The sequence below is a fragment of the Citrobacter sp. RHBSTW-01044 genome (assembly GCF_013781945.1).
GTDB classification, from domain to species: Bacteria; Pseudomonadota; Gammaproteobacteria; order Enterobacterales; family Enterobacteriaceae; genus Citrobacter; species Citrobacter braakii.
In genome coordinates this window covers 1811876-1836700 of the sequence record NZ_CP056180.1, presented here as the reverse complement: position 1 = coordinate 1836700, position 24825 = coordinate 1811876, and the positions used below count along the sequence as shown (strand labels likewise).

21 protein-coding genes are annotated in these 24825 nt (G+C 52.4%); 1 reads left to right on the top strand and 20 read right to left on the bottom strand.

All coding sequences use genetic code 11. The annotated features are described in order from the left end of the window. Positions 1-32: 32 nt before the first annotated feature. From wcaM to HV352_RS08665, 20 genes are all read right to left on the bottom strand, one after another. Complete coding sequence (gene wcaM, locus HV352_RS08760) at positions 33-1427, bottom strand: colanic acid biosynthesis protein WcaM (RefSeq protein ID WP_137379542.1); 1395 nt, start codon at positions 1425-1427, stop codon at positions 33-35. An 11-nt stretch (positions 1428-1438) separates the two neighbouring features. Beyond that, positions 1439-2659, bottom strand: a complete 1221-nt coding sequence (wcaL, locus tag HV352_RS08755; RefSeq protein ID WP_019077128.1) for a colanic acid biosynthesis glycosyltransferase WcaL — start codon at positions 2657-2659, stop codon at positions 1439-1441. Next, on the bottom strand, positions 2656-3936 hold the full coding sequence (wcaK, locus tag HV352_RS08750) for a colanic acid biosynthesis pyruvyl transferase WcaK (RefSeq protein WP_016156912.1): 1281 nt from the start codon (positions 3934-3936) through the stop codon (positions 2656-2658). Before wcaK ends, wcaL begins: the two co-directional genes overlap by 4 nt. 23 nt (positions 3937-3959) lie before the next feature. After that, the gene (gene wzxC, locus HV352_RS08745) at positions 3960-5438 is read right to left on the bottom strand and encodes a colanic acid undecaprenyl disphosphate flippase WzxC (RefSeq protein ID WP_019077129.1); all 1479 of its coding nucleotides are present in this window, start codon (positions 5436-5438) and stop codon (positions 3960-3962) included. Between the two features lies 1 nt (position 5439). Beyond that, a complete protein-coding gene (wcaJ, locus tag HV352_RS08740; RefSeq protein ID WP_016156914.1) occupies positions 5440-6834 on the bottom strand; it encodes an undecaprenyl-phosphate glucose phosphotransferase in 1395 nt (464 codons plus the stop codon). Between the two features lie 54 nt (positions 6835-6888). Then, a complete protein-coding gene (cpsG, locus tag HV352_RS08735; protein WP_019077130.1) occupies positions 6889-8259 on the bottom strand; it encodes a colanic acid biosynthesis phosphomannomutase CpsG in 1371 nt (456 codons plus the stop codon). Between the two features lie 127 nt (positions 8260-8386). Further along, positions 8387-9823: a mannose-1-phosphate guanyltransferase gene (cpsB, locus tag HV352_RS08730; protein WP_019077131.1), complete on the bottom strand. Its 1437-nt coding sequence runs from the start codon at positions 9821-9823 to the stop codon at positions 8387-8389. Then, positions 9823-11049, bottom strand: coding sequence for a colanic acid biosynthesis fucosyltransferase WcaI (gene wcaI / locus HV352_RS08725; RefSeq protein ID WP_016156917.1), 1227 nt, complete (start codon positions 11047-11049; stop codon positions 9823-9825). The genes cpsB and wcaI overlap by 1 nt, the downstream gene beginning before the upstream one ends. After that, positions 11046-11525 (bottom strand): GDP-mannose mannosyl hydrolase, encoded by a 480-nt coding sequence (locus HV352_RS08720; RefSeq protein WP_019077132.1) that lies wholly within the window; start codon positions 11523-11525, stop codon positions 11046-11048. Before HV352_RS08720 ends, wcaI begins: the two co-directional genes overlap by 4 nt. A gap of 2 nt (positions 11526-11527) precedes the next feature. Continuing rightward, entirely contained in the window at positions 11528-12493 is a 966-nt protein-coding gene (locus HV352_RS08715) for a GDP-L-fucose synthase (RefSeq protein ID WP_181635355.1), read from the bottom strand. A gap of 2 nt (positions 12494-12495) precedes the next feature. Then, a complete protein-coding gene (gene gmd, locus HV352_RS08710; protein WP_016156920.1) occupies positions 12496-13617 on the bottom strand; it encodes a GDP-mannose 4,6-dehydratase in 1122 nt (373 codons plus the stop codon). Between the two features lie 24 nt (positions 13618-13641). Then, on the bottom strand, positions 13642-14196 hold the full coding sequence (gene wcaF, locus HV352_RS08705) for a colanic acid biosynthesis acetyltransferase WcaF (RefSeq protein WP_016153587.1): 555 nt from the start codon (positions 14194-14196) through the stop codon (positions 13642-13644). Positions 14197-14205: 9 nt separating this feature from the next. After that, the gene (gene wcaE / locus HV352_RS08700; RefSeq protein ID WP_019077134.1) at positions 14206-14952 is read right to left on the bottom strand and encodes a colanic acid biosynthesis glycosyltransferase WcaE; all 747 of its coding nucleotides are present in this window, start codon (positions 14950-14952) and stop codon (positions 14206-14208) included. Positions 14953-14957: 5 nt separating this feature from the next. Then, positions 14958-16175: a colanic acid polymerase WcaD gene (wcaD, locus tag HV352_RS08695; protein ID WP_065554135.1), complete on the bottom strand. Its 1218-nt coding sequence runs from the start codon at positions 16173-16175 to the stop codon at positions 14958-14960. Further along, positions 16150-17367 (bottom strand): colanic acid biosynthesis glycosyltransferase WcaC, encoded by a 1218-nt coding sequence (gene wcaC / locus HV352_RS08690; protein WP_181635354.1) that lies wholly within the window; start codon positions 17365-17367, stop codon positions 16150-16152. The genes wcaD and wcaC overlap by 26 nt, the downstream gene beginning before the upstream one ends. Continuing rightward, positions 17364-17852, bottom strand: coding sequence for a colanic acid biosynthesis acetyltransferase WcaB (gene wcaB, locus HV352_RS08685; protein ID WP_016156923.1), 489 nt, complete (start codon positions 17850-17852; stop codon positions 17364-17366). Before wcaB ends, wcaC begins: the two co-directional genes overlap by 4 nt. A 2-nt stretch (positions 17853-17854) precedes the next feature. After that, a complete protein-coding gene (wcaA, locus tag HV352_RS08680; RefSeq protein WP_016153592.1) occupies positions 17855-18697 on the bottom strand; it encodes a colanic acid biosynthesis glycosyltransferase WcaA in 843 nt (280 codons plus the stop codon). A 120-nt stretch (positions 18698-18817) separates the two neighbouring features. Further along, positions 18818-20980 (bottom strand): tyrosine-protein kinase Wzc, encoded by a 2163-nt coding sequence (gene wzc, locus HV352_RS08675; RefSeq protein ID WP_181635353.1) that lies wholly within the window; start codon positions 20978-20980, stop codon positions 18818-18820. Next, a complete protein-coding gene (wzb, locus tag HV352_RS08670) occupies positions 20977-21426 on the bottom strand; it encodes a low molecular weight protein-tyrosine-phosphatase Wzb (protein WP_016156925.1) in 450 nt (149 codons plus the stop codon). The genes wzc and wzb overlap by 4 nt, the downstream gene beginning before the upstream one ends. 5 nt (positions 21427-21431) lie before the next feature. Next, positions 21432-22571: a polysaccharide export protein gene (locus HV352_RS08665; RefSeq protein ID WP_047499630.1), complete on the bottom strand. Its 1140-nt coding sequence runs from the start codon at positions 22569-22571 to the stop codon at positions 21432-21434. Between the two features lie 654 nt (positions 22572-23225). On the opposite strand from HV352_RS08665, the gene HV352_RS08660 reads away from it, so the two are divergent. Further along, positions 23226-24809 (top strand): TerC family protein, encoded by a 1584-nt coding sequence (locus HV352_RS08660; protein ID WP_019077138.1) that lies wholly within the window; start codon positions 23226-23228, stop codon positions 24807-24809. The last annotated feature ends 16 nt before the right edge of the window (positions 24810-24825 follow it).

Genomic DNA, 24825 nt, shown 5'->3' with positions numbered 1-24825 from the left:
GAGTGTCACTTTAGCCAGGAATGGTCGCAAAGTTACCTCTCCCGTCCCGGGAGTCGAAAATTCACCGCTTCGACATTCACCACCTGATGGTTTACCCGGTCGATGTCAACTGAGCTTTGCCCGGTTTCGTTTACCGCATGGACATTCGCCAGCGAGAGTAATGTGTCCTGTTTTGCCATAAACTTGCCGCGCACATCCTGACGGAGATCGAAGTGCATCTTAAGCGCGGGTCCCGTCGCGGATTGCTGCATAACCCTGATGTTACGTAAAAAAAGGTGCTGTGGTTGGTTATGCAACTCAAGCGTGGCACGTTTCATCTCCACATTGGTAATCGCCACAAATGATGTCGCATTACCAGAGGAGATCTGAATACCGCGCAATTTGTATTCACGTTTCGTATTATCCAGATGGATATTATTTAACTTAAAGTTTTGTGGAATGGATAAATAACGCCCTTTGATTACGCCGTAACCAATGAGCATACCTGCGCTATTCTCCATATTGATATTATCAATTACGAAATTATCACATCCGTAAATAGCGACCGTCGCATTATCAATGCCCGCTTTCTTACTATAATCCGGAGTGATATTTCGCGCGGTAATATTACGAATAATAAAGTGTTTGCCGTTCTCCACATGCACTAACTGTCGGCAGTCGCTACCAGTGATGTTCGCTACCACAAAGTTTTTTACCGCCAGTTCATCGGGATAGCTATTGTCATAGGTACTCCCCGCCAGACCGATGCCAATGCCCCAGTTCACGTTGCCGTTGGTACAGTTGATACGTTCAATGACATGGTCAGAAATGAGGATGTTGCTGTCGTTTATCGCTACATTCCACTCGATAGCATCACCCTGTAAATCGCTAAAACGGCTGTTCGTGATCTTTACGCCGTCCATTCGATTATGAAAACCCTGACGCAAAATGCCATAGTTAGCACGCGTGACGGTAATATCATCGATAATCAGATTACGCATCAGCCTCGAGGTTTTACCGCCGATATAGATTTGCGTCACCGGACCGAAACCGCTCATGGCAATCCCTTTTATCACACAGTCCGACCCCCGCACATCGAGGGTAACGTTCCTCAGGCTCCCGCCCTGCTCGCCCATCACCTTGCATCCATCCTGCAGAACAAAGCGCCCACGGCCATTGCCACTTATTCGCCCTTGCAGGAATAGCGTTTTGCCTGGCGGGATAACGATGGCGGTATTGATATCCTTACATTCAAGTCCTGTTGGTACGACGACCGTTTGTCCTTCTTTGAACGCCTGCCTGAAAGAAGCCACCCAATCCTGTGGGTTGTAATCCTGAATGTTGACGCTGCCCGGTGATTCTAGCGCCCGAACAACGGGAGAATGCAGCACGACAAGCGCAGAGCCTGCCGTCAGAAAAGTACGGCGTGAGAGTTTTTTCTCTGACATACAACCTCGATTTACATCGTTTGCAGCAGACTGGCTAACTGTTTATTGATCGCTAACTGATTAAATTCAGTTGCAATTTTTTCTCGCGCGCACTGCACAATCGGCTGCACCTGCTCACTGTCGAGCAGGCTAAATGCCGCTAATCGCTCTGCCAGCGCCTGCGCGTCATTTTCCGGTGCCAGCCAGCCAGATTTGCCCGACTCGACCAGTTCAGGGATCCCACTATGGACGGTGGAAATCACCGGGATCCCCACTGCCATCGCCTCCATCAGCGCCACCGGGATCCCCTCCATATCGCCATCCCTTCCGGTGATCGACGGCAGCAAAAAGACATCCGCCTGCTCAAGCATTTCCTTCACCTGATGGCTGGGTTTAAAGCCAGGCATCTCAATCACATCATCAAGTTGATATTGCTCAATTAGCGTACGCAGACGACGCTCCCAGGGGCCAATGCCAAGGATGCGATAACGGAATGCGACGCCCTGCTCTTTCAACTGACGACAGGCTTCGATGGCAACGTGCAGTCCTTTTTTCTCAGTTAACCGGGCTACAGAGATAATCTCCAGCGGTGCGGCTGGCGATTTCAACTGGCGGGGCGTAAAGCGCGTCATATCGATTCCCATGCGCGAGACCGCGATTTTCTGCGGCGGGCACCCCATATTTTTTAAACGTCCGGCCCAGAGGTTGCTGATGGGTAACATCAAATCCCCACGTTCAAACAGTTGCTGATATTCAGGGGTGTAGTGGGCAAGCACATCCCGATGCGAAACATCAATGCCGTGAAATACCGTGGCGATTTTGCCGCGGATCATCCCTAGCTCACGCAGTTTGGCGGCCGTTACGCCTGCGGGTCCAAAATGAGCGATAAACACATCCGCTTCAAACGCCCGCGGGTTCGCGCCACAAATGGCCGCCAAAATCAGATTGCGCGCCTCATCGCCATAGCGTGAAACATTCAGCGCTTTCCAGGTGGCTGAGCGGGTAATACCGCGCAGGGCCGCCACTGCCCTATACTTAAGCTTCGCCAGTTTGCTGTTCGGCTCATTCAGTAACCAGCGCGTTTTTTCACCCAGACGGTAGGTATTAAATGAAGCATGGGTATTTTCAAGATCGCCCTTGTGCAACGCGACAATTTCCACGTCGTAGCCCATGTCGATAAATGCGGTAATCTGATTGAGTACAAAGGTCTCGGAGGAGAGCGGAAATTTAAGCAGGAAAAAGCCAACCTTCATTTTTCCCCCTCAATACGCGTTAAAACCGATTGCACCATGTTCACCCCACGTTCACGCTCACGCCTAACCGCGTCGCCGAGACGTATGTTCAGCTCAGGTAGCTGTCCGAGAGCATCGGCGACCTTCCCTTCCAGGCTGCCATCGAGCAGATGGCGAATATCGACGGCCATCTCTGCTAACCCCAGTTGTTGCATGATCCCTGCCGATTTATGCTCATAATTAATGGCGATGGCTGGCGTCATAAAATTCATCGAGATGATGGCCGAGTGTAAACGAGTCCCCACCGTCAGATCGCATGCAGCCAAAATTTTCCCCATCTCCAGGTCGTTGAGTTCATCCATCACCACGTGATAACGGCCCGGGTCGTTAATATACTGGCGCAGGTTCAACGCCACCATGCGGTCATCTTTGTTGTAACTATCAATACCGGTACAGGTTGACAGCGCTATCACCTGGTAACCTTCATCAAGGATGCGGTTCACTACCCCGGCAAAGGCTTGCTCATAGGCCTGCTGCGTTGTCCCCAGACGCTTATCAAAAGGAGCCAGCTCACGCAGAGTAATGGCAACGGTCTTCTGTTTTGCCGCCATGTGTAACCAGTGCTGTACGGCATAACCAGGCTCATAATCCTCATCATGATTATTTACCAGCCAGGCGGTATCTACCCCGGTTTCGACTTTATCCGTGTTTATTGCACTGCGCTTCATCAGATCCAGACTGACGGATTCACGCAAAATCAACGCATTACAGTGTCCAAAAACGTAGTTCGCCAGTTGATTAAACTGTTCATCCTGGAATGGCCCCACGCTGTGGCCAATCATGTACAGCGGTTTTTTCGCCATAAACGTACACAGGGCATGTTCAAACTGCGGTACGCCATACAGATCGACAAAAAACGATCCGCCGACCTGGATAATGGCGTCGTAGCGCGACAGCAGACGAACAAAATCGGTAAACCCCTGGGCGATCGCGATATTGCGCAGATTACCGGAATCGGTGACACGCGAGAGCAGCACCTGATGCTGATAGCGACGACGCAGCACCTTCTTCACGCGTCCCATAACGCCCGCGGCGTTATTGTGTTGCTTCATCTGCGAATACAGCGGATCGCCCATCACCGGGCGGTTCAGTAACCACGAAGAACTCACCGGATAACGGCTCATAACATCCACTTCAGTCTCAGGACGCAACGCGTTAATGGCATCCAGCAAACCGCGCAGAATCGCGCTATCCCCACGGTTCCCACAGGTATGGTTGCCTAAAATTAATAGTTTCATTATGACCTCTTAAAGCGTTGTTCTTATCCTGCACGAAGCAAGGTTTTCATTTTTTCACTGCGGCAGAGCTGGCGTTTTATTTCCACCACTAACGGATGGCGCGACACCACAATCATCGCCGCGAACGCCAGTGCTCCTGCCGCTACCTGGATCCCCAGCAACGCACCTGGCGACAGTTGGCTGCGCAGCATTACGTCCAGCGCATAGCTCACCACAAGGGTCGGTAAAGAGAGATACAATGGCAGCCACAGACTGAGCATGTACTGGCGGTAGCTGGAGCCAAGAACAGGTTTGATCATCACGAAGTAACTGAGGATCGTGTTAATCACCTGGACCAGCAAAAAGCCCAGCGTCACGCCAATCGCCCCGGCCTGATGACCACCGATGAAAATGGCGGGAATAAACAGAAAGGTTTTGAACACATTGAATTTGAAGCTGATATCGACCCGTGCTTTCGCCATCAGCAGTGAACCGATCGGATTCCCCACGGATCGCAGCAGTCCAACAATGCACAGCAGTTGCAAGACGGGAATAATACCGTTCCACTTCTCGCCAAATACCAGCGGCACCACATTGTTCGACACCACCATCAATCCCAGGAGTACCGGGAAGTTGATGATCCCAACCACCGACAGCAGCTTGTAAAAATTCACCCGTAGCTTTTCACTGTCGTCCTGAATTTTGGCAAACGCCGGAAACAGGACACGGGTAATAATCGGGTTCAGTTTGATCGGGGGAACAACCGCCACGTTCCAGGCGAGATTGAATCCGCCCGCCACACCTGCGCCCAACGTTCTGGCTAAAACCAACGTGGAAAGGTTGGTATTGAGGTAATTGATAATACTGTCTGCCGTCAGCCACGCGCCAAAACGCAGATTAGACGAAACGGATGCCAGCGAAAAATGCAGTCCCGGACGGTAAATCCGGCGACCAAAATAGCCGAACAGCAGAGTTCGTAGCGTACTGTTCACCAGATACCCGAGAATGGCCGTCAGCGCGAGCGGCCAGAAATGGGCGCTGACCACGGTAAAGGTAAAACCGGCCAACACCGAACTGGTTTCAATCATGCCAATTTTGTTGAAGGCCAGCTCTTTTTGCATCAGCGCGCGAAACTGCTGCCCGTGCGGTATCACCACAAACGCCAGCGATAAGGTTTTGATGAGTGGCGCCAGTTCGGGATTATTGAGCACGCTGGCAATCGTCCCGCTAAGCAGAAACATCACCACACATACCACCATACCCAGCCCAACGTTGAGCCAGTACAGCGTTGTCAGCTCAAGATAACCGATGTCTTTGCGCTGAATAATTGAATTGGCGATACCGAAATCCGACAGCGTATCGGCCAGCGCAATGATCACCAGCGACACGGTTAACAACCCAAACTGGTGGTTATCAATAATCCGCGCCAGGACGGTCATCTGGATAAGTCCCAGACCAATAATGATCACCGTAGCAATCGCCGACCACTTTGCGCCATTAAGCGTTTTTTCTCGTAAGCTCATGTTAATACGCCGCTTTGTTCACAAAGCCTTTGAATACCGTCAGAAAAACAATTTTGATATCGAACCACACGCTCCACTCGCGAATGTATTCGAGGTCAAACTCCACACGTTTTTCCATTTTTTCCAGCGTATCGGTTTCACCGCGCCAGCCGTTGATTTGCGCCCAGCCGGTAATGCCCGGTTTTACCTTATGGCGTAACATGTACCCCTCGATCAGTTGGCGGTACTGTTCGTTATGCGCCACCGCATGCGGACGTGGCCCGACGATAGACATCCCCCCGGTCAGGACGTTAATAAACTGCGGCAGTTCATCGAGCGACGTCCGGCGCAGGAAATTTCCCACAGGAGTAACGCGCGGATCGTTTTGCGTCGCCTGCGTCACCACCGCGTCGTTCTCCATCACTTTCATCGAGCGAAACTTCCAGACTTTGATCGGCTTCCCGTCCATGCCATAGCGGGTCTGGCGGAAAATCACCGGACCTTTGGAGGTCAGTTTTACCAGCAGCGCAATACCACACAGCACCGGGGAAATAAGCAGCAGGATCAGTGAAGCCAGCACGATATCTTCCGCGCGCTTTAACAGACGATTAATCCCCGAGAGCGGCGTGTCATACAGCGGCACTACCGGAACGCCGTTCATCTCTTCAATCCGTGAATGCAGGATGTTGAAGGTAAAGACATCAGGAATGAGGATCACCGAGCAGGTGGTGTCGGCCAACTCACGCACCAGTTTTTTTACGCTGGCGCCATCGCTCATCGACATGGCGATATAAACGTTATGAATGCGTGAAGCTTTGGCGTCGTCCACCAGTTGTTGCAGATTACCGGCCCAGTCGCGGGAGTTTTTTCCAGGGATTGGGTCGTGATAGACCCCCGCCACTTCAAATCCCAGCCACGGTTCATGGCGAAAACTGTCCAGCAGCATTTGTCCGGCGGGCAGGTCGCCAGCCACCGCCACCCGGCGGGTGTTGTAACCACGATTACGCAGCCACCCCGCACCGTAGCGAATAAACGAACGACTCAACACCAGGCCGACGCTTGATAGGAGATACCATGCCAGCCAGACGGCGAGACGGTTATCGAAATCGTTATTAAAGGCGATCAGACCTGCGCTAAAAATCAGGCTCAGCGTCCAGTTTTGTAGTAACAGCACCAGCTCAGTGGAAATTTTGACGCCGCGCCAGGAGCGATAAAAATCCGTTATGCCACCGAGCATCTGAAAAACGACCAGCGTGATCAGCGCCACCAGCAGGTGCATATACAGGAAAGGCAAACCGCTTAATTCGCAGATCACCCACAACCCGCCAAACATGATGGTGATATCTGAAAAGCGTTGCACCATCGAAATTAACGACGCATTGGTTTTGGCGCGTTCGCGCTTTTTTAGATGTGTCATCGTGGTTCCTGTTAGTCACCCTTTGCCCATAAGCGGGCAAAGGAAGCACCGGCATTACTGATTCAGTAACGCCAGAAGAGTGCGCGTTCGCGCTTCCATCAACGGAATATCTCCGCGCGATTCCACGTTCAGGCGCACCACCGGTTCGGTATTGGAAGAGCGTAAATTGAAGCGCCAGTCGACAAACGCCATGCTGATACCGTCCGTTCTGTCCACCGTCAGCGCCTCACGGGAAAAGTGCTGCTCCACACGCGCAATCGCTGCCGCCGGCTCTGCCAGCGTGCTGTTGATTTCCCCACTCGCCGGATAGGCCACCATCCGGTCACGGACCAGTTCACCCAGCGACTGTCCTTTCAGACTCAGCAGTTCCGCCACCAGCAGCCAGGGGATCATTCCGCTGTCGCAGTAAGCAAAATCACGGAAATAGTGATGCGCGCTCATTTCACCGCCATAAATGGCATCTTCATGGCGCATGCGCTCTTTGATAAACGCGTGCCCGGTTTTTGACATCACCGGTTTACCGCCTGCCGCCGTCACCACATCCACTGTGTTCCAGGACAGGCGCGGGTCGTGGATAATTTTCGCCCCCGGATTCTTCTCCAGAAACGCTTCTGCCAGCAGGCCGACAATGTAATAGCCCTCAATGAACTGACCTTTTTCATCGAACAGGAAGCAGCGGTCAAAATCACCGTCGAAGGCAATCCCCATATCCGCACCGTGTTCAATCACCGCATTGCGCGTGTCGGCCCGGCATTCCGGCAGCAGAGGGTTGGGGATACCGTTGGGAAAATTGCCATCCGGCGTATTGTGAATTTTGATGAACTCGACCGGCACCCCCAGCGCCTTAAAACGGGCTTCAATGGCGTCAACCACCGGACCTGCCGCACCGTTGCCGGAGTTGAGCACCAGCTTCATCGGTCTCAGGCTGCCGGGATTGATGTAACCCAGCAGGTGGTCGATGTAGGCATCGCGGGTAGTAATACGCTGGTAGTGGCCACGTTTTGTCACATCAACCGCCGGGAAGTCGTTGGCTTCCGCCAGGCGCTGCACGTCGCGCAGACCGGTATCACCGCTGATGGGCCGCGCCCCTTCCCGCACCAGCTTCATGCCGTTGTAATCCATCGGATTATGGCTGGCGGTCACTTCAATACCGCCGTCAATGCCAAGGTGGAAGGTGGCGAAGTAAATCTCTTCGGTGCCCGACATGCCAATATCCAGCACATTCACCCCCGCATCCTGCAGCCCTTTCGCCAGCGCCAGCTTTAGCGTCTCGCTGGTCAGACGCACATCGCCGCCCAGAACAATAGATTTAGGCTTCAGGAACTCGCCGTAAGCGCGGCCAATTCGCCACGCAATCTCTTCATTCAGCTCTTCGCCCAGCCTGCCGCGAATATCGTAGGCTTTGAAACAGGTTAATTTCGTCATGATTTCCCCTTCTTCAGGCAACAGTTAGCCCTCTCCTGACTGGAGATATTTTTCACAAAATGACTAGCCGTTAGTTTTTAGGCCGGATAAGGTGTTCACGCCGCCATCCAGCAACGATGATGTTGTGTTACGCGCGCCCGTAGCGATCCGCAAACCGCACCACATCATCCTCATCGAGGTAAGATCCGGAGCGCACTTCAATCAGATCGAGCGGGATTTTCCCGGGGTTCTCCAGACAATGGGTCGCCCCCAGCGGAATATAGACAGACTCGTTTTCAGCAAGCAGTTTGATATCATCATTGATTGTCACCTTCGCGGTACCGGCAACCACAACCCAGTGTTCAGCCCGGTGATGATGCATCTGCACAGACAATCCCTCACCAGGCTTGACGGTAATTCGCTTCACCTGGTAACGCTCTCCGGCATCAATTGAGTCGTACTTGCCCCACGGACGATAAACTTCGCGGTGAATATGATGCTCATGACGCCCGTCAGCCTTAATTTGCTCTACCACTTTTTTGACGTCCTGCACCGCGTTGCGATCGGCTATCAGCACCGCGTCTTTGGTCTGCACCACCACCAGATCTTTCACCCCGACGGTCGTCACCAGGCCGGATTCGGCATACACGTAACTGTTTTCCGTTTTGTGGCTTATGACATCGCCGTGATGCACATTGCCTTCAGCGGTATGGGCACTGATTTCCCACAGCGATGACCAGGAGCCAACATCGCTCCAGCCTGCGTTCATTGGCATCACCACCGCATCGGCGGTACGTTCCATTACCGCATAGTCCACAGACTCTTCCGGGCAGGCGAGAAACGCCTGTTCATCAACGCGGATAAAATCGAGATCGGGGTCGACCGTGCTCATGGCGTTCTCACAGGCTTCAAGAATATCGGGACGATACTTTTTCAGTTCTTCCAGATAACGTCCGGCCCGGAACAAGAACATGCCGCTGTTCCAGTAGTAGTCGCCGCTCGTCACGTAAGCCTGCGCGGTTTCCAGATTAGGCTTTTCAACAAACTGTGCCACTTCAAAAGCCACGGCGTCGGTATTCGTCGGCGAGACTTCCCCCCGGCGGATATAGCCATAGCCGGTTTCCGGCTGGTCCGGCACGATACCGAACGTCACCAGCTTACCCGCTCCGGCATAGGGCATCGCATTGCGAACCGCCTCGCGGAATGCCTCTTCGTCGGCAATCATGTGATCGGCCGCCAAGACCAGCAGCAGCGGATCCTCACCCGGACTTTGACGTTTTGCCGCCAGCGCGGCCAGCGCTATCGCCGGTGCCGTGTTACGCCCGGCAGGTTCGAGAATGATGTTCTCAGTCAGTTTGTGCAGCTGTCGTAACTGTTCCGCTACGATAAAACGGTGTTGTTCATTACAGATAACCACCGGGCTTTCGCACTCCACGCCGTTCAGACGGCAAATCGTCGTCTGCAGCATGGTGAGATCGCCTTTCAGGCACAGGAACTGCTTTGGGTACAGCACGCGGGACAGTGGCCATAAACGGCTACCCGAGCCACCGGCCATCACCACCGGAAAGAGTTTGCTTTGACTCATCATGTACCCCGTATATCTGCAAGAAATTGACTCAGCACGTTTTCTTTATCCAGCGTGCGTTCGGCATAATCACGTGCCACCGTGTTTACTTTTGGCATCATCAATGCCCGTTTAATACCGCAAACCAGCGCGTTTACCGACTCCGGCTCCACGCACACCGCAATGCCAGGGTGAGCGTCACAAAGCTGACCCAGCTCGGTTTCAGGTTCGGCAGTAATAACTGCGTTACCACCAACAGCGAGGATATTGGTCAATTTGGAGGGCAGTACGGCATCAGCCGCACCACGCTTTTGCACGACCAGATGACAATCCGCCATCTTGAGCAACGCTGGCAGCGCGTCATATGATTGCAGCGGAAAGAACATCACGTTATTCAGGCCGCGTTCGCTGGCCATGCTCTCCAGCCGAGCTTTACCACCGCCCTGCCCGACAATCACAAACAGCCAGGGGTGTTCGCTCAACTCGACCGCTGCGTCTATCACGCTCTCCAGCCCCTGCTTTTCACCGATATTGCCTGAGTAAAGAACGATCTTTTGATCGGCAGGCAATCCCAGTTGCCTAGACAACGCCAGGGCATCGGCGTCGCTCACATCACGAAAGCGCGTCACTTCTGACCAGTTCGGAAAGAAAATAACCTTGTGCGGCGCAACGCCTTTTTCCATGGCTTTGTGCATCATGGAACGGGAAATCGTCGAAATATGGTCCATATTCAACAGCCCACTGCGCTCAAAGGCGCTGGCCAGTTTTGCCACCATACCGCGCGTGCCTTTGCCCGCCATTCCTAGCCCCAACATGGCATCGACTTCGTAATCCTGAACGTGCAATAGCGTACGTGCGCCACAAAGCTTTGCCAGCAGGCGCATGCCCGGCGTGCAAAACAGCGTCGGCACTACGCCGATAATGCGATCCGGCTTCCAGCGACGTTGCGCCAGTAGCGGGAAAAAACTGCTCAGGGCGAAACTGCCCAAATGCAGCAGGCGCTTGAGCGTTGAGGGTTGCTCAGGCACATACAGCGGACAACGCCAGACGAGGGCATCGCCCTCTTCACGACGGTAGCGCCAGGATGAATAACTGCCGTTTACCTTCCACTGGGGATAATAAGGCGGCGCGGTGATCACCCGAACGTCATGCCCCTGCTGCGCCATCCATTCCACCATTTCACCGGTGTATTTGCCGATACCGGTCAACTCCGGCGAATAGTTGATGCCATACACGAGGATCTTCATAGCCCGGGTACTCCGGCCTGACTTGTTTTACAGAAGTAAGCCCGACTGTTGTCGTGCACGTGGTCACTGACCAGAATCTGTGTAGCCGCCATCCAACGGTACGCATCATGTTGAACATCAGGCAGTTGCAAGTCGTTTTCCGACACCCGCAGACGAAATCCCAGCACGATGTAATGCGTTGAGAAATCATCCCCAGAAAAGTTGTCGTCATAGAAGTGCTGCCAGACACCGTAAAACTCCGCAGCGGACAGAGGTAAACGTAACCCCAGCTCCGTTTCGGTAAGCCGCTCAAAGGCCACGTGCAGCGGTTCATCTTTTTGCACCCGACCGCCGGGCACAAACCAGTAACCCTGCGCCGGACGATTGAGACGCTTACCGAGCAGAAATTCACCGTGGGTGTTTTCCACGATCAAATCGATGGAAATCAGCGGAGTTGAACGTACTACGGTGGCAAAATCCTCATGACGTAAAAACATGCTTACCCCCGGTAGCGCTGCTGGTTTTCAAGGAACCACTGCCAGGTACTGGCAAGCCCCGCTTCCAGTGATATCTCGTGATACCAGCCCAACTGATGCAGACGCGTAACATCGAGCAATTTGCGCGGCGTTCCATCCGGTTTGCTGGCGTCGAACACCACGCGCCCCTTGTAACCCACGACCTGCGCGATGGTTTGCGCCAGTTCGCGGATGGTGCAGTCCACGCCGGTGCCCACGTTGATATGCGACAGCATCGGCTGGGTATATTCCTGCAAGACTTCCTGAGCCAGCTCCATCACGTGGATACTGGCCGCAGCCATATCGTCAACATGCAGAAATTCACGCATTGGCGTCCCGCTTCCCCACACCACCACCTCCGGCGTATTGTGCTCGCGAGCGTCATGAAAGCGGCGCAGCAGCGCCGGGATCACATGCGAATTACTCGGGTGGAAGTTGTCATGCGGCCCATACAGATTGGTCGGCATCACCGAGCGATAATCGCGGCCATACTGGCGGTTATACGATTCGCACAGCTTGATCCCGGCAATTTTGGCAATCGCATACGGCTCATTGGTCGGTTCCAGCTGCCCCTGCAACAGCTCGCTTTCGGCTATTGGCTGGGTGGCTTGCTTTGGATAAATACAGGATGATCCGAGGAACAGCAGTTTATTCACGTTATGCAAATGCGCAGCATGAATAATGTTGCTCTCAATCATCATGTTTTCATAAATAAAATCAGCAGGATAAGTATTATTCGCCACGATCCCGCCAACTTTAGCCGCCGCCAGATAAACCTGGTCAATACGTTCAGTGGCAAAGAACGCCTGCACCGCACTGGCGTCCAGCAGGTTAAGTTGGTCGCGGGTACGCAGCACCAGCTCGACATTATCTCGCTGCGACAATTGTCTGACGATGGCGGACCCCACCATCCCGCGATGGCCCGCCACAAAAATACGTTGTGTCTTCATCCTCAGTACTCCAGCGCGATGGCGACCTCGTAACCGTGCGACTTCAGCAGGGAATGCTTCTTCGCTGCTTCAAGATCGTTGGCAACCATTTCCGAGATCATCTGGCGCAACGTGATTTCCGGCTTCCAGCCCAGTTTTTCATGCGCTTTGGCCGGATCGCCCAATAGCGTTTCCACCTCTGCCGGACGGAAATAGCGCGGATCGACGGCAATCATGACATCCCCAGGTTTCACACCCGGCGCGTCGTGTCCGGTTACGGAAACCACGATGCCTTTCTCATTCACGCCCTCGCCTTCAAAGCGCAATTTAATCCCCAACTGAGCGGCGGCCATTTCCACAAACTGGCGCACGGAATACTGCACGCCGGTGGCAATCACGAAATCTTCCGGCTTGTCCTGCTGTAGCATCATCCACTGCATCCTGACGTAATCTTTGGCATGCCCCCAGTCACGCAGCGAATCCATATTGCCCAGGTACAGGCAAGACTCCAGCCCCTGCGCGATGTTGGCGATCGCACGCGTAATTTTGCGCGTGACAAAGGTTTCGCCGCGGCGCGGAGATTCGTGGTTAAACAGAATGCCGTTACAGGCATACATACCGTAAGATTCGCGGTAGTTGACGGTTATCCAGTAGGCGTACAGCTTGGCAACGGCATACGGCGAGCGCGGGTAGAACGGCGTGCTCTCTTTCTGCGGGATTTCCTGTACCAGGCCGTACAGTTCAGAGGTGGAGGCCTGATAAAAACGGGTCTTCTTTTCCAGCCCGAGGAAGCGGATAGCTTCCAGCAAACGCAAGGTGCCGATAGCATCGACATCCGCGGTGTATTCCGGTGAATCAAACGACACCGCGACATGACTCATGGCGCCGAGGTTATAGACCTCATCCGGTTGCACTTCCTGTAAAATACGGGTCAGGTTGGAGGAGTCCGTCAAATCGCCATAGTGCAGATGGAATTTGGGATTGCCCGAATGCGGATCCTGATAGATGTGGTCCACTCGTTCGGTGTTGAATGATGAAGCGCGGCGCTTAATACCGTGCACTTCATACCCTTTTTCCAGCAGGAACTCTGCCAGGTAAGAACCATCCTGCCCGGTTACGCCAGTGATGAGAGCGACTTTTGACATGTTATTACCTCTTAAATGATCCCCTCAGGGAGTAACTTTCTCGACGCGTTCGCGTGTGACTATTGCGGGATTTCCCCGACAAACGACATTGGCTGGCAGCGATTTAAATACACTGCTGCGTGCTCCGACGACGGTGCCATCGCCAATCGTCACGCCAGGCGCGACAAAGACATCTGTCGCCAGCCAGCATTTATCACCAACTACAATTGGTGTGGCGTTAATATCAAAATGTTGACTGGCATAATCATGACTCCCGGTGCATAAATAACTTTTTTGCGAAATAACCGCGTGCGCACCAATCGTAATATCACCCAGCGTATATAAAACCGCGTCATCACCCACCCAGGAATAATCTCCCAGGGTTAATTTCCACGGATAAGTAATTTTTACTGAAGGTCGAATAACTACGTTTTTTCCTATTTTTGCGCCAAACATTCGCAATAAAAACGCACGCCAGCGATACATTACCTGCGGGGACCAGCGAAATAATGTGGCTTGCACTGCCCACCATAATTGCACTTTAATGGCACCGCCGCCGCGAAAACCTCCCGGCACGTTGAAGCCGCTTAAATCCTGCATAATGTACCCTTACGCTTTTCCATATAAGGTTTTTGTTTTACCAGTTGTGCGCAGACGTAAATATTCTGACAACCCGGTCCAAAAACCTGGCATGTGTAATATCTGGCGCTGTACCTTTTTTGCATCCCGGCACAATTCCAGATTATTCGTCGTTGACACCCCACCCATGGAAAACTCTGACACCAGCCCGCTCAGCTTTTTAAACGCGTAACCTGACTTGTATAATTTGGCTGCCAGTGCGTAATCAGACGATATCTTATATTGCAAATCATAGCGCCAGACATTCAGTCCAGAGAGAGGAAAGAAGATGGCCTGATGGCTGGCGGGAAGGCTGTGATAAATATACCAACCCGGCTTGGCCCGCCGCTTAATTTTGTTACCATTACCGAAATCCAGCAACGCATCGCCAATGACCATCGCTTTATCGCTCTGCGTTTTTAGCTGGCGGATAAAATGAGCAGCATCTGCATGCAAAATATCCCCGGAGTTGAGGAACAGCGCAAACCGCCCTCGCGCCATAGCGATACCTTTGTTCATTGCATCATAGATGCCCTTATCCGGCTCGCTGACAAACCGTAACCGGTGCTCTCCACTGAGCCCTTCAAGAAAGGCCGAGGTACCGTCAGAGGAGCCGCCATCAACAACAATCCACTCAAAACTGATATCACCCGCCTGCGCCAGATGAGCTAACGACGCGTGAGTTTTGACGATCCCTTCCAGATTACGAAAGGCGACGGTAATAATACTGAGCAGCATGCGTTCTACCTCGCTATATTCAGCGCCTTGCGCAAAATAAACGGACATACAATTAAAAATGCGTATTCCGGACTAAATACTGAACCTGTAAAAAACAGCGACAGCGGCGTAAAAAGATAAAGCTGCACCCGATAATTCTGATTATCACCAAACGCATTGATCATCATCTTCATGACTTTCCCCATGTACCACAGGGCTAATATCACCGCGAACCATGAGAAATAAATAATCAGCAGATACAAGCCATTGTCTATCGTTTTACCAACATCTGCACCGTTAAAAATTCCGAATGACGCAACATATTCATAAAGTGAGCCGAATCTCACTACCCCATCAACGTTAAGTAACGAATAACCGACCATTACTAATGGTCCCACGATACGATAATACGATGATGAGCCTTCAGTTCCTAAATCTCCAAGCCGTGTCGCGATGTACGGAAACGCAAATATCACACCAACGACAAACACGCTTAATGAGATTATCGCCAGCGGCAACTTCTTTTTTATCGCATCTTTATTCAGATACTGGAACGCCCACTCCAGGAGGTAAAACAAAATAAATGTCATTACCCCTGAAAACGATCCTGATAATATTATCCCTGCCAGAATCATAGCATCGGACTTAGGCGTTTTGATACCAAACTGTTTGATACTGAGCCAAATTGAGATTAACGCCAGAGCGAAGAATGCCGGTTCGAAATAGAGTGCAGTGGTACGCTTCCCACCAAACTTAATAAAGTTCAGAACATAGCTATTACTGTAAATAAGATATTTCGAAATAACTTCCATTAAACTGCTGCCGCCACTAAGAATTATCTGCGCCATTTCCACCGCAGCTAACCCCACCACCAGGCCCACAACCAGCCAGAAAAAACGCAAGATCTTAATGTAGTTATGCGGCGAAATGGTTTTGAAGCGAATACTCCACACCATACCGATAATCACCACGGTATAGACAAACAGCATTGCGGACGTCACGTACTTGCTGGCATCCAGTGATTGTCCGAACAGATAGTTAAACGCCGTCAGTCCGCTTCCTACGCCCAGCGCAATCATTAATTTTTTAATATTGATGCGCTCGACAAACAGCAACAGCAGAACGGGCAAGAACGTGACGATAGTTATCGGGAAGCTCTCGCCAAGCTGGGCGAGTTTGACGTTAACCAGCAGATAAAGCAGCGGTAGCACCAGATAGCTACAGATTCTGATAGAACGAGACATACTCCTCCAGCATCTGTTGCCCACTGTATGCCACCCGGCTGCGCTGGCTGAACGCGGCAAGCGACGTGTCAAATACCGCCTGCGCAATGTCTGATCTTTTCAGTTGCACCAGGTGCAAAACGTCCGCTTCGCTGAACGTTTTGCCGCCCGATTTCGCCAGCACTTCCTGCGCGGCATCGCTGTGCGTAGCAATCACCGGTACGCCGATGGAAAGCGCTTCGCACAGAATCAGCGGGTAGTTATCAACGCGCGAGCTGAACACCAGCCCATCCATCTCGTTAAGCGCGCTCATCAACGTGCGCTTATCGATCTCAAACCCGTGATTGATGACGTTATCCCCCACAAACGGGGAAAATTTGCCGAAGGTATGCAGCTCAATTTTTTCTCCGAGCGCAATCATCGCTCGCACCAGTTGCTGACTGGTTTTACCGTCATAGCGCAGGTCATGGGCCACTACGGCGATTTTTGGTCTGCCGCTTTCCTCATGCTTAGCGGGAAGTTCGGCAAGAATGGCTTCCGTTGCCACATCGATGCCGTTGTTAATAATGCGGCAACGACCGGCGCCATACAGACTGTTGAATGCATCGGCCACATGCTGACTGGGCGAGATGAACTGGCAGCCCAGCGCCAGCATGGCGCGAAACATCTGCCGTTTACCAGGCAACTGTTGATGGGCTTTATCGATTTTTACCGGCGGATAGTTACTGAGCGTTGGACATTTCTGACAGCCCGTTTTCCAGCTTTCGCAGCCATCGGTAAAGGCACAGCGCCCGGTCACGCTCCAGTGATCGTGCAGCGTCCAGACAAAGGTGATATCCGGTTTATGCGCCTTCACTTTTTGGCAAAAGGCGACCACTTCTTCCAGATTCAACCAGTAGCTGTGCAACACATGAAAATGCAGTACCAGCGGGCCGGAAGTGCGGGTTACCGTACGGTACAACTTGTCGAGATTGCCAAACATGTCGCGGTTCGCGAAACGAAACAGCGCAATGTTCGCCGCCGACGTCAGACGTGGCGTATGTTTGATAACCTGCGGGTAATTCGCATGGCTGACGCTTTTCTTACCGCCTTTGCCATAGCCGTAGACAAAACGCGATGACAGCCCTTTCTCCAGCGCCCTCAGATGCAAATCTAACGCCACGCCTGCCGCCCCGCCTTCTGCGAGTCGCACATTAAACTGTAATATCTTCATTTTATTACCTTCACCCGTGCCTTCTCGCCCACGACCAGCGTATTGTCCGGGATGCTATCCACTACGACGCTCCCGGCGCCAATCGTCACGTTATCGCCAATGGCAACGCCGCCAAGCAGAGTGACATTGGCCCCCAGCTCAACGCCGTTACCGATGACCGGACAGGACAGATCGTTGCCGCCAAGATTGCCGATGGTGACGCCATGGCGCAGGGTGAAATCATCCCCCGCCACCACGTGTTTATTGATCACCACCCCATAGCCATGATGGATGGTGAAACGACGACCAATAGATGCAGCGGCCTGGATTTCATAGCCAAACACGCATTCAGTGATAAGGCGATACATCACCAGCACCGGCGCCGCCCACAGGTTGTTCAAGACATTTTTTTTACGCCAGACGGAGCAAAAATGGGCAATCCGATAGGCCACCACCATGCAGCAGGGTCGCAGACTCCAGCCGTTCGCGCGTAAATCTTCCAGCATACTTAGCGTCCTCGCAGTCCGTCGGCCAGGCGCTTACTATTGCGAACAGAAAGCAGCGTCAGCAACGTGCGCCAGTTCATCCGTTTATTGCGGATCTGGTAGAGGGTAAACAGCTGGTATTTCTTGCTGGCCCGGTCAAATTTGCCTTTGTGCTTACGGTAGAACTGAAAGTAGCCGGAGAATTTATGCGGGGATGAGGTAATACGCATTTCACCGTGATTCACATGCAGGATCTGCGTTGCCTCTTTTACCTTCCACGGTTTGCCATACGCCACCACCATACGCAGGAAAATGTCATAATCCTGCGCCGCTTTCAGCGTGGTATCGAACAGGCATGCTTTAAACCGCCAGGCCCAGGTAAATACCTGATTACCAATAATATTGCGCTTGTAAAATTTACGGCGTGAATAAACGGCCTTCGGATAGAGCGGCAAACTGGTCGGCTGCGAATATACTTCGCCTTCACAGACATAGTCATTGGCATACAGAAACGCCCGCGTCACCAGATGATGGCGATAATTGAGAAATACGCTCAGGCGGTTCGGCGTCCATTCATCATCATCATCAATACCCGTAATATATTGCCCACTGGCCTGCATGATGGCCTGATTACGCACCGCACAGGCTCCGGAGTTAGTGGGATTACGCGTATACGACACACGCGGATCGTTGAGTTCTTCAACAAATTGCTGCAGTTGCTCATACGAGGAAGAGCAATCATCCACAATGATCATCTCCCAGTGAGGATAGTCCTGGCGCAGTACCGATTTAATCGCCCGGATGGCCAGTTGCTGACGGTTCCAGGTGGGCATATAAATTGAAATTAGCGGGTTGTCTGTCGTCATTTTCGTTTCCCAGATATCCCCGTCATACTTCAAGTTGCATCTGCGTTGGCTTTCCTGCAACTCGAGTTATTTAGGGTATAAATATGTTTTTGTGGGCCGCTATCCGGCAATGTTCGTTACCTATTTCGAATCCGAGGTGTACTCGTATTCGTAGTACCCGTAATCCTGATACCCGCTGGCGCGGCGGAAGATCGAGTTCAGGATCACCCCTTTCACCTGAATGCCGTTTTGCTCAAAGCGACTCAGGCTGGTTTCCACCTCTTTCAGCGTGTTGACCGCGTAACGCGCCACCATCAGCGTGGTTCCAGCGTGACGACCCACGATAGCCGCGTCGGTCACCGCCAGTATTGGCGGGGTATCGATCAGCACCAGGTCATAGTGCGAGCTGGCCCATGCAATCAGTTCGCCAAAGCGTTCACTCATCAGCAGCTCGGAGGGGTTGGGGGGAATTTGTCCGCGAGGGATCAGATCAAAATGTGGAATCGATGTCGGTTTCGCGCTGGATGAGATATCCCCCTTGCCGATGAGGATCTCAGACAGACCGTTAACGTTATTGGTCCCCAGCAGCTCGTGGGTATAGCCTTTGCGCATGTCGCAGTCGATCAACAGCACGCGTTTGTTGGTCTGACTAACGACCGCCGCCAGGTTGGCGCAGACAAACGTTTTACCAATTGACGGGCTGACGCCGGTCAGCATCAAGACGTTGTTGCGCGCCTGCATCATGGCAAAGTGCAGGCTGGTACGCAGGCTGCGGACCGCTTCTATCGCAAGATCCGTCGGATTCCCCACTGCCAGCAACTGGCTTTGTTTGTAGCGTTTCACGCCTTTAATGGTCTGCACGTTATCGCGTGCTTTTTGCCATTCTGATAGCGGAATGCTGGCATACACGCTGATACCATGCTCTTCCAGCGCCTGTGGGCTTTCAATGCCGCGATTAAACAGGGAACGCAGCAGTACGCCCACCACTGAAAGCATCAAACCAAGAATGATGCTACCGAGAATAATCAGCGTCGTTTTCGGCTTCAGCACGCCTGGCTGGGCAATCGCGGGATCGACGATGCGTACATCTCCGACCGTACTGGCCTCGGTAATCTTCAGCTCCTGCTGCTTGTTCAGCAGTTGCATATAGACCTGCTGGCCGGACTCCACGTCACGCGTCAGGCGGACAATTTCCTGCTGCGTTTTCGGCATCGCCGTTACGCGCCCATTCAGCTTGCTTTTCTCATCTTCCAGCGCCTGGCGTTTTTCCAACAAGGTGCGGTACGCAGGGTGCGCTTTGGTGAACAGCTTGGAAATCTCCGCTTCTTTGAAGGTCAGCTCATTAAGCTGCGCATCAATATTCACCATGGAATCCAGCACCGCTTTGGCTTCCAGCGGCAAATCCACGGAGTCTTTGTCCTGACGAAAGGCATTCAGCTTGTTTTCGGCAACGTCCAGCCGGTTACGTACCTCGGGCAACTGCTTTGCCAGAAACGCCAGACTTTTGGCGGCCTCTTCAGATTTACGCTCCACGTTTTGTTGCAGGTAGTTGCGGGTAATACTGTCAAGGATCTGGCGGATTTTCTCGCGGTCTTCGCCGGTAAAGGTCAGGCTCAGTACGCCAGTGTCTTTGCCGGTTTCCGTCACCATCAGGTTATTTTGCAAGGTGTTGATCATGCCCAGCGTGGAGAATTTGCTGACGGTAAATTGGCTCTCAGGGCTGGCATGGATCGCCTCGACCAGCATCGTCACGCCGTCATGTTTCAGCACCTGCCCAACCTGCCCCTGGGCGCTAAAACCTCCGTCACTCACCAGCTGATAACTTTTGTCATTCAGCACGCTTAGCGTGAAGGTCTGTTCATTCATTGCCTTTGGCAGCGTGAAAGTCGTCACGTTAACCGTTTCGTTCTGGCGACCCATCAACCGATCCCAACCCGCGCCAAAAATGGGGAACGTATCTTTGGTAACCGCGATATCCAGGTTGAGATCGTCTACCGTTTTCCCCAATACCAGCCGTGACTGGATGAGCTGAATTTCCGCTTCAGAGGCCGGAGGTTTGTTCGACAACGCCGAGCCAATATCCTGCACCAGTGAATTTCCGGTATTTTGCTCAATTTGCACCAGCGCGTCCGCACTGTAAATGGGAGTGGCAAATAGCGTGTAGACCGCTGCGCATAATGCAAATGCCGCAGTAATACCAAGCACCCACCAGCGGGCTTCCACCACCGTTGCCACCAGACGACCAATATCGATTTCATCATTGCCCGTTACCGGCGCAGCAGACTGTTTTACTTTTTCTGTCATTGTTTTCCCTGCTCTGCGTTCAATGCCTGAGCCCATTGGCGGGCAGACCGTTCAAGTAATGCGTACACCGCGTCAAACGCATCACGACTTTTACGATACGGATCGGGAATTTCGCGCTCGCTGTCCCAGTGACCAAACAACATCACTTTGCCGCGCATCTCCGGCACCATTTCACACAGGGCAGAGATATGGCGTTTTTCCATGGTCAGGATCAGGTCATACTCCCGGCACATTCGTCCCGAGATCTGCCGGGCACAATGATTCTCCAGTGACAGGTTGTGCGCCTGCGCCACGCTGATGGCGCACGGGTCCGCGCCTTTGCCTACCAACGCCCCAAGGCCGGCAGAAGAGACCGTCAACGCCGGGTGAAATTGCCTTAACAAGCGCTCTGCCGTCGGAGAGCGGCAAATGTTCCCCACACAGACAACTAAGATTTTGTTAAACATGACGATTACCAGTTGTGAAGGTCGCTGGCCGTGTCCGTCATATAGCGAACACCGCTAATAGTCGGCAGCAACTGATTGATCAAACGGTTCCAGCGAGCAACCGGCGCGGTAGTGACGTACACCACATCGTATGGCTGGAGTCGGAATGACGTCGCCATCACCAGCGATGTCGCATCGGACATATCAAGCTGATAGATATTGGCAATCTTGCCGTTGTTCCCGCCCTCGCCTTTCAATGGACGAATAACGAAAATGCCGCTGGCGTTGGAGGTGGTCAGGTCGATACCTTCCGCGTTGCCTAGCGCTTCGGTGAGCGTCATGCCGCTGAAGTCCATTTTGAGGGTGCTCTGTTTTTTCACTTCCCCCATCACGAAGACTTTCAAATCGTCATTACGCGGAACAAACAGGATGTCGCCAGGATAGAGCAGACGGTTCTGGCTCAGGTCGCCATTTTGCATTAGCGCTTGGAGTGAAATGCGTTGCTCCTGCCCTTTATGAGTCAGTACAACGTTGCGCCAGTCTGCCGCCTCGGTGAGACCGCCTGCGGCGTTAATGGCATCGAGAATGGTAAGCGGCACGTTGGTGATGGCCTGCTGGCCGGATTTGTTCACCTGCCCGGAGACATAGGCCTTCTGCGAACGGAAAGCGGCGATATTAACGTCCACCTGCGGGTCAGCAATGTACTTCGCTAAGCGCCCGGTAATATCACTACGAATTTCGGCCAACGTTTTCCCTGACACGCTAACTTTGCCGATGTAGGGGTAAAACATGGTGCCATCAGGCTGCACCCAGTTGCCGGCATCACTTGAGCTACGATACTGCCCGGCCGGCGTGGTGAGTTCAGGATGATCCCAGACGGTAACATTCAGGACATCGCCCGGGCCGACCCGGTACTGATACCCGGAAATCTCCTGGTCGAGAGACATATTAGGCTGCGCAACATTTGGTCGGGGACGTAATTGTTCGACCAGTCGTGGGGTGAGTGGATAAACATTCACCATGCGATCGATATCAAAATCAGCGTCCTGCTGTTTAATCACATCTTTGCCCATCGTAGACATATTGCTGCCCGGAAGCACGGTACAACCGTTTATCAAGATTACCGATACCAATACAGGCATCAATTTAAGTTTGGATTTCATCATTGATTATTTATCACTTTGGCAGAGTAATTATCACGTGCGATCTAAATAGCGACTTCGCCTGTACGCATTTACCTTGCCGTTAATTGAAAAGGAATTTAACTGGCATCTGTCCTAAAAAAAATGAATTCATCTGCGGTCTCTTGACAGAATAATTTAGGCTCGTCTCAGGCGACCAGACACGCTACCGCCCCTGGCTTCATTAGCTACCAATGCACTGATTAATTTAAATTTTTATCTTCCCCTTTATTTTCATCACATTCACAACGGGAACGCATCAGGAATAGCGCCGCTGGTTGATAAGGAAATATTTATCTTTTGATTATTACCGGAGGAATTGTTGCAGCTAAGCGAATATCAGGCAAGGTAACAAGTTACCGACAACTTGCTTTTAAGATTAATATTAAGCGTTGAATTTCTATATTTTTAGGATTTTATTGATATTGACAACATTAATATATAAATATCCCACCTGCGATATTTCTTAAAGAGCTTTGGATTAATAATATTATTTCCTGTAGTTACATTAAGGCTAATATCCCGTACCTGGTTGTAATAGGCTACAGAGAAATCCCTCCTCGCCATTGCATTTTTCGCCAGTTTTACCCATGATCGAATTGTGACAATTGTCATACAACTATGGGTATAGCATTTACTATGGAATGGATTGCCGATCCGTCAATCTGGGCCGGACTCGTCACGCTAATCGTGATCGAACTTGTTCTTGGCATTGATAATCTTGTTTTTATTGCCATCCTCGCGGAGAAACTGCCTCCTGCCCAGCGGGATAAGGCGCGTATTACCGGGCTACTGCTGGCGATGGTCATGCGCCTGCTGCTGTTGGCATCAATATCATGGCTGGTAACGCTGACCACGCCGCTGTTCAGCATTCGCGGCCTGAGCTTCAGCGCGCGCGATCTGATCATGCTGTTCGGCGGTTTCTTCCTGCTGTTTAAAGCCACCATGGAGCTAAACGAACGGCTGGAAGGCAAAGACAGCGAGAACCCGACCCAGCGTAAAGGCGCTAAGTTCTGGGGCGTCGTCGCGCAAATAGTCGTGCTGGACGCTATCTTCTCCCTGGATTCCGTCATTACCGCCGTAGGGATGGTCGATCACCTGGCAGTAATGATGGCTGCGGTGATTATTGCCATCAGCCTGATGGTGCTTGCCAGCAAGTCGCTGACGCGCTTTGTCAACAGCCATCCAACTATCGTCATTCTGTGCCTGAGCTTCTTGCTGATGATTGGTTTCAGTCTGGTCGCCGATGGGTTTGGTTTCCATATTCCGAAAGGTTACCTGTACGCCGCCATCGGCTTCTCGGTCATGATAGAAGCATTGAACCAGTTAGCTATCTTTAACCGCCGTCGCTTCCTGTCAGCCAACCATACCCTGCGCCAGCGCACCGCCGAGGCGGTAATGCGACTGCTGAGCGGGCAAAAAGAAGACGCCGAACTGGATGCCGAAACCGCGGCAATGCTGGCAGACCATCATGAAGGCCAAATTTTTGCCCCTCAGGAACGGCGGATGATTGAACGTGTGCTGAACCTTAATCAGCGTACGGTCAGCAGCATCATGACCTCGCGCCATGATATTGAGCACATCGACCTCAATGCGCCGGAAACAGAAATCCGCGCTTTGCTGGAAAAAAACCAGCATACGCGTCTGGTGGTCACCGGCGAAGATGAGCAGGAAGACTTGCTGGGCGTGGTGCATGTCATCGACCTGTTGCAGCAATCTCTTCGCGGCGAGCCGCTCGACTTACGCGTCTTGATTCGCCAGCCGTTGGTGTTCCCGGAAACTCTGCCGCTGCTTCCGGCGCTTGAACAGTTTCGTAACGCCCGGACGCACTTCGCTTTTGTGGCCGATGAATTTGGGTCAGTTGAAGGGATTGTAACGCTCAGTGACGTGATGGAAACCATCGCCGGTAACCTGCCAAATGAGGTAGAGGAGATTGACGCCCGCCATGACATTCAGAAAAACGCGGATGGTTCATGGACCGCAAACGGACACATGCCGCTGGAAGATCTGGTGCAGTACGTGCCTATCCCGTTAGATGATAAGCGTGAATATCACACCATTGCCGGACTGTTAATGGAGTATTTGCAGCGCATCCCGAAAACCGGGGAGGAAGTTCAGGTTGGCGACTATCGACTAAAAACCCTGCAGGTGGAAAATCATCGCGTGCAAAAAGTACAACTGATACCGCTGCACAGTGAAGAAGAGATGGATTACGAGGTGTAAATCACGAGCCGGAGGC

Excerpts from the sequence above, each read along its gene's own strand:
- gmd (WP_016156920.1), bottom strand. The coding sequence starts at position 13,617 with ATGTCAAAAGTCGCTCTCATCACTGGCGTAACCGGGCAGGATGGTTCT.
- wcaC (WP_181635354.1), bottom strand. The coding sequence starts at position 17,367 with ATGAAGATATTACAGTTTAATGTGCGACTCGCAGAAGGCGGGGCGGCA.
- wzxC (WP_019077129.1), bottom strand. The coding sequence starts at position 5,438 with ATGAGCTTACGAGAAAAAACGCTTAATGGCGCAAAGTGGTCGGCGATT.
- wcaK (WP_016156912.1), bottom strand. The coding sequence starts at position 3,936 with ATGAAACTATTAATTTTAGGCAACCATACCTGTGGGAACCGTGGGGAT.
- wzc (WP_181635353.1), bottom strand. The coding sequence starts at position 20,980 with ATGACAGAAAAAGTAAAACAGTCTGCTGCGCCGGTAACGGGCAATGAT.
- wcaB (WP_016156923.1), bottom strand. The coding sequence starts at position 17,852 with ATGCTGGAAGATTTACGCGCGAACGGCTGGAGTCTGCGACCCTGCTGC.
- wzb (WP_016156925.1), bottom strand. The coding sequence starts at position 21,426 with ATGTTTAACAAAATCTTAGTTGTCTGTGTGGGGAACATTTGCCGCTCT.
- HV352_RS08715 (WP_181635355.1), bottom strand. The coding sequence starts at position 12,493 with ATGAAGACACAACGTATTTTTGTGGCGGGCCATCGCGGGATGGTGGGG.
- wcaI (WP_016156917.1), bottom strand. The coding sequence starts at position 11,049 with ATGAAGATCCTCGTGTATGGCATCAACTATTCGCCGGAGTTGACCGGT.
- HV352_RS08660 (WP_019077138.1), top strand. The coding sequence starts at position 23,226 with ATGGAATGGATTGCCGATCCGTCAATCTGGGCCGGACTCGTCACGCTA.
- wcaJ (WP_016156914.1), bottom strand. The coding sequence starts at position 6,834 with ATGACACATCTAAAAAAGCGCGAACGCGCCAAAACCAATGCGTCGTTA.
- HV352_RS08720 (WP_019077132.1), bottom strand. The coding sequence starts at position 11,525 with ATGTTTTTACGTCATGAGGATTTTGCCACCGTAGTACGTTCAACTCCG.
- wcaM (WP_137379542.1), bottom strand. The coding sequence starts at position 1,427 with ATGTCAGAGAAAAAACTCTCACGCCGTACTTTTCTGACGGCAGGCTCT.
- wcaF (WP_016153587.1), bottom strand. The coding sequence starts at position 14,196 with ATGCAGGATTTAAGCGGCTTCAACGTGCCGGGAGGTTTTCGCGGCGGC.
- cpsB (WP_019077131.1), bottom strand. The coding sequence starts at position 9,823 with ATGAGTCAAAGCAAACTCTTTCCGGTGGTGATGGCCGGTGGCTCGGGT.
- wcaD (WP_065554135.1), bottom strand. The coding sequence starts at position 16,175 with ATGTCTCGTTCTATCAGAATCTGTAGCTATCTGGTGCTACCGCTGCTT.
- wcaA (WP_016153592.1), bottom strand. The coding sequence starts at position 18,697 with ATGACGACAGACAACCCGCTAATTTCAATTTATATGCCCACCTGGAAC.
- cpsG (WP_019077130.1), bottom strand. The coding sequence starts at position 8,259 with ATGACGAAATTAACCTGTTTCAAAGCCTACGATATTCGCGGCAGGCTG.
- wcaE (WP_019077134.1), bottom strand. The coding sequence starts at position 14,952 with ATGCTGCTCAGTATTATTACCGTCGCCTTTCGTAATCTGGAAGGGATC.
- wcaL (WP_019077128.1), bottom strand. The coding sequence starts at position 2,659 with ATGAAGGTTGGCTTTTTCCTGCTTAAATTTCCGCTCTCCTCCGAGACC.
- HV352_RS08665 (WP_047499630.1), bottom strand. The coding sequence starts at position 22,571 with ATGATGAAATCCAAACTTAAATTGATGCCTGTATTGGTATCGGTAATC.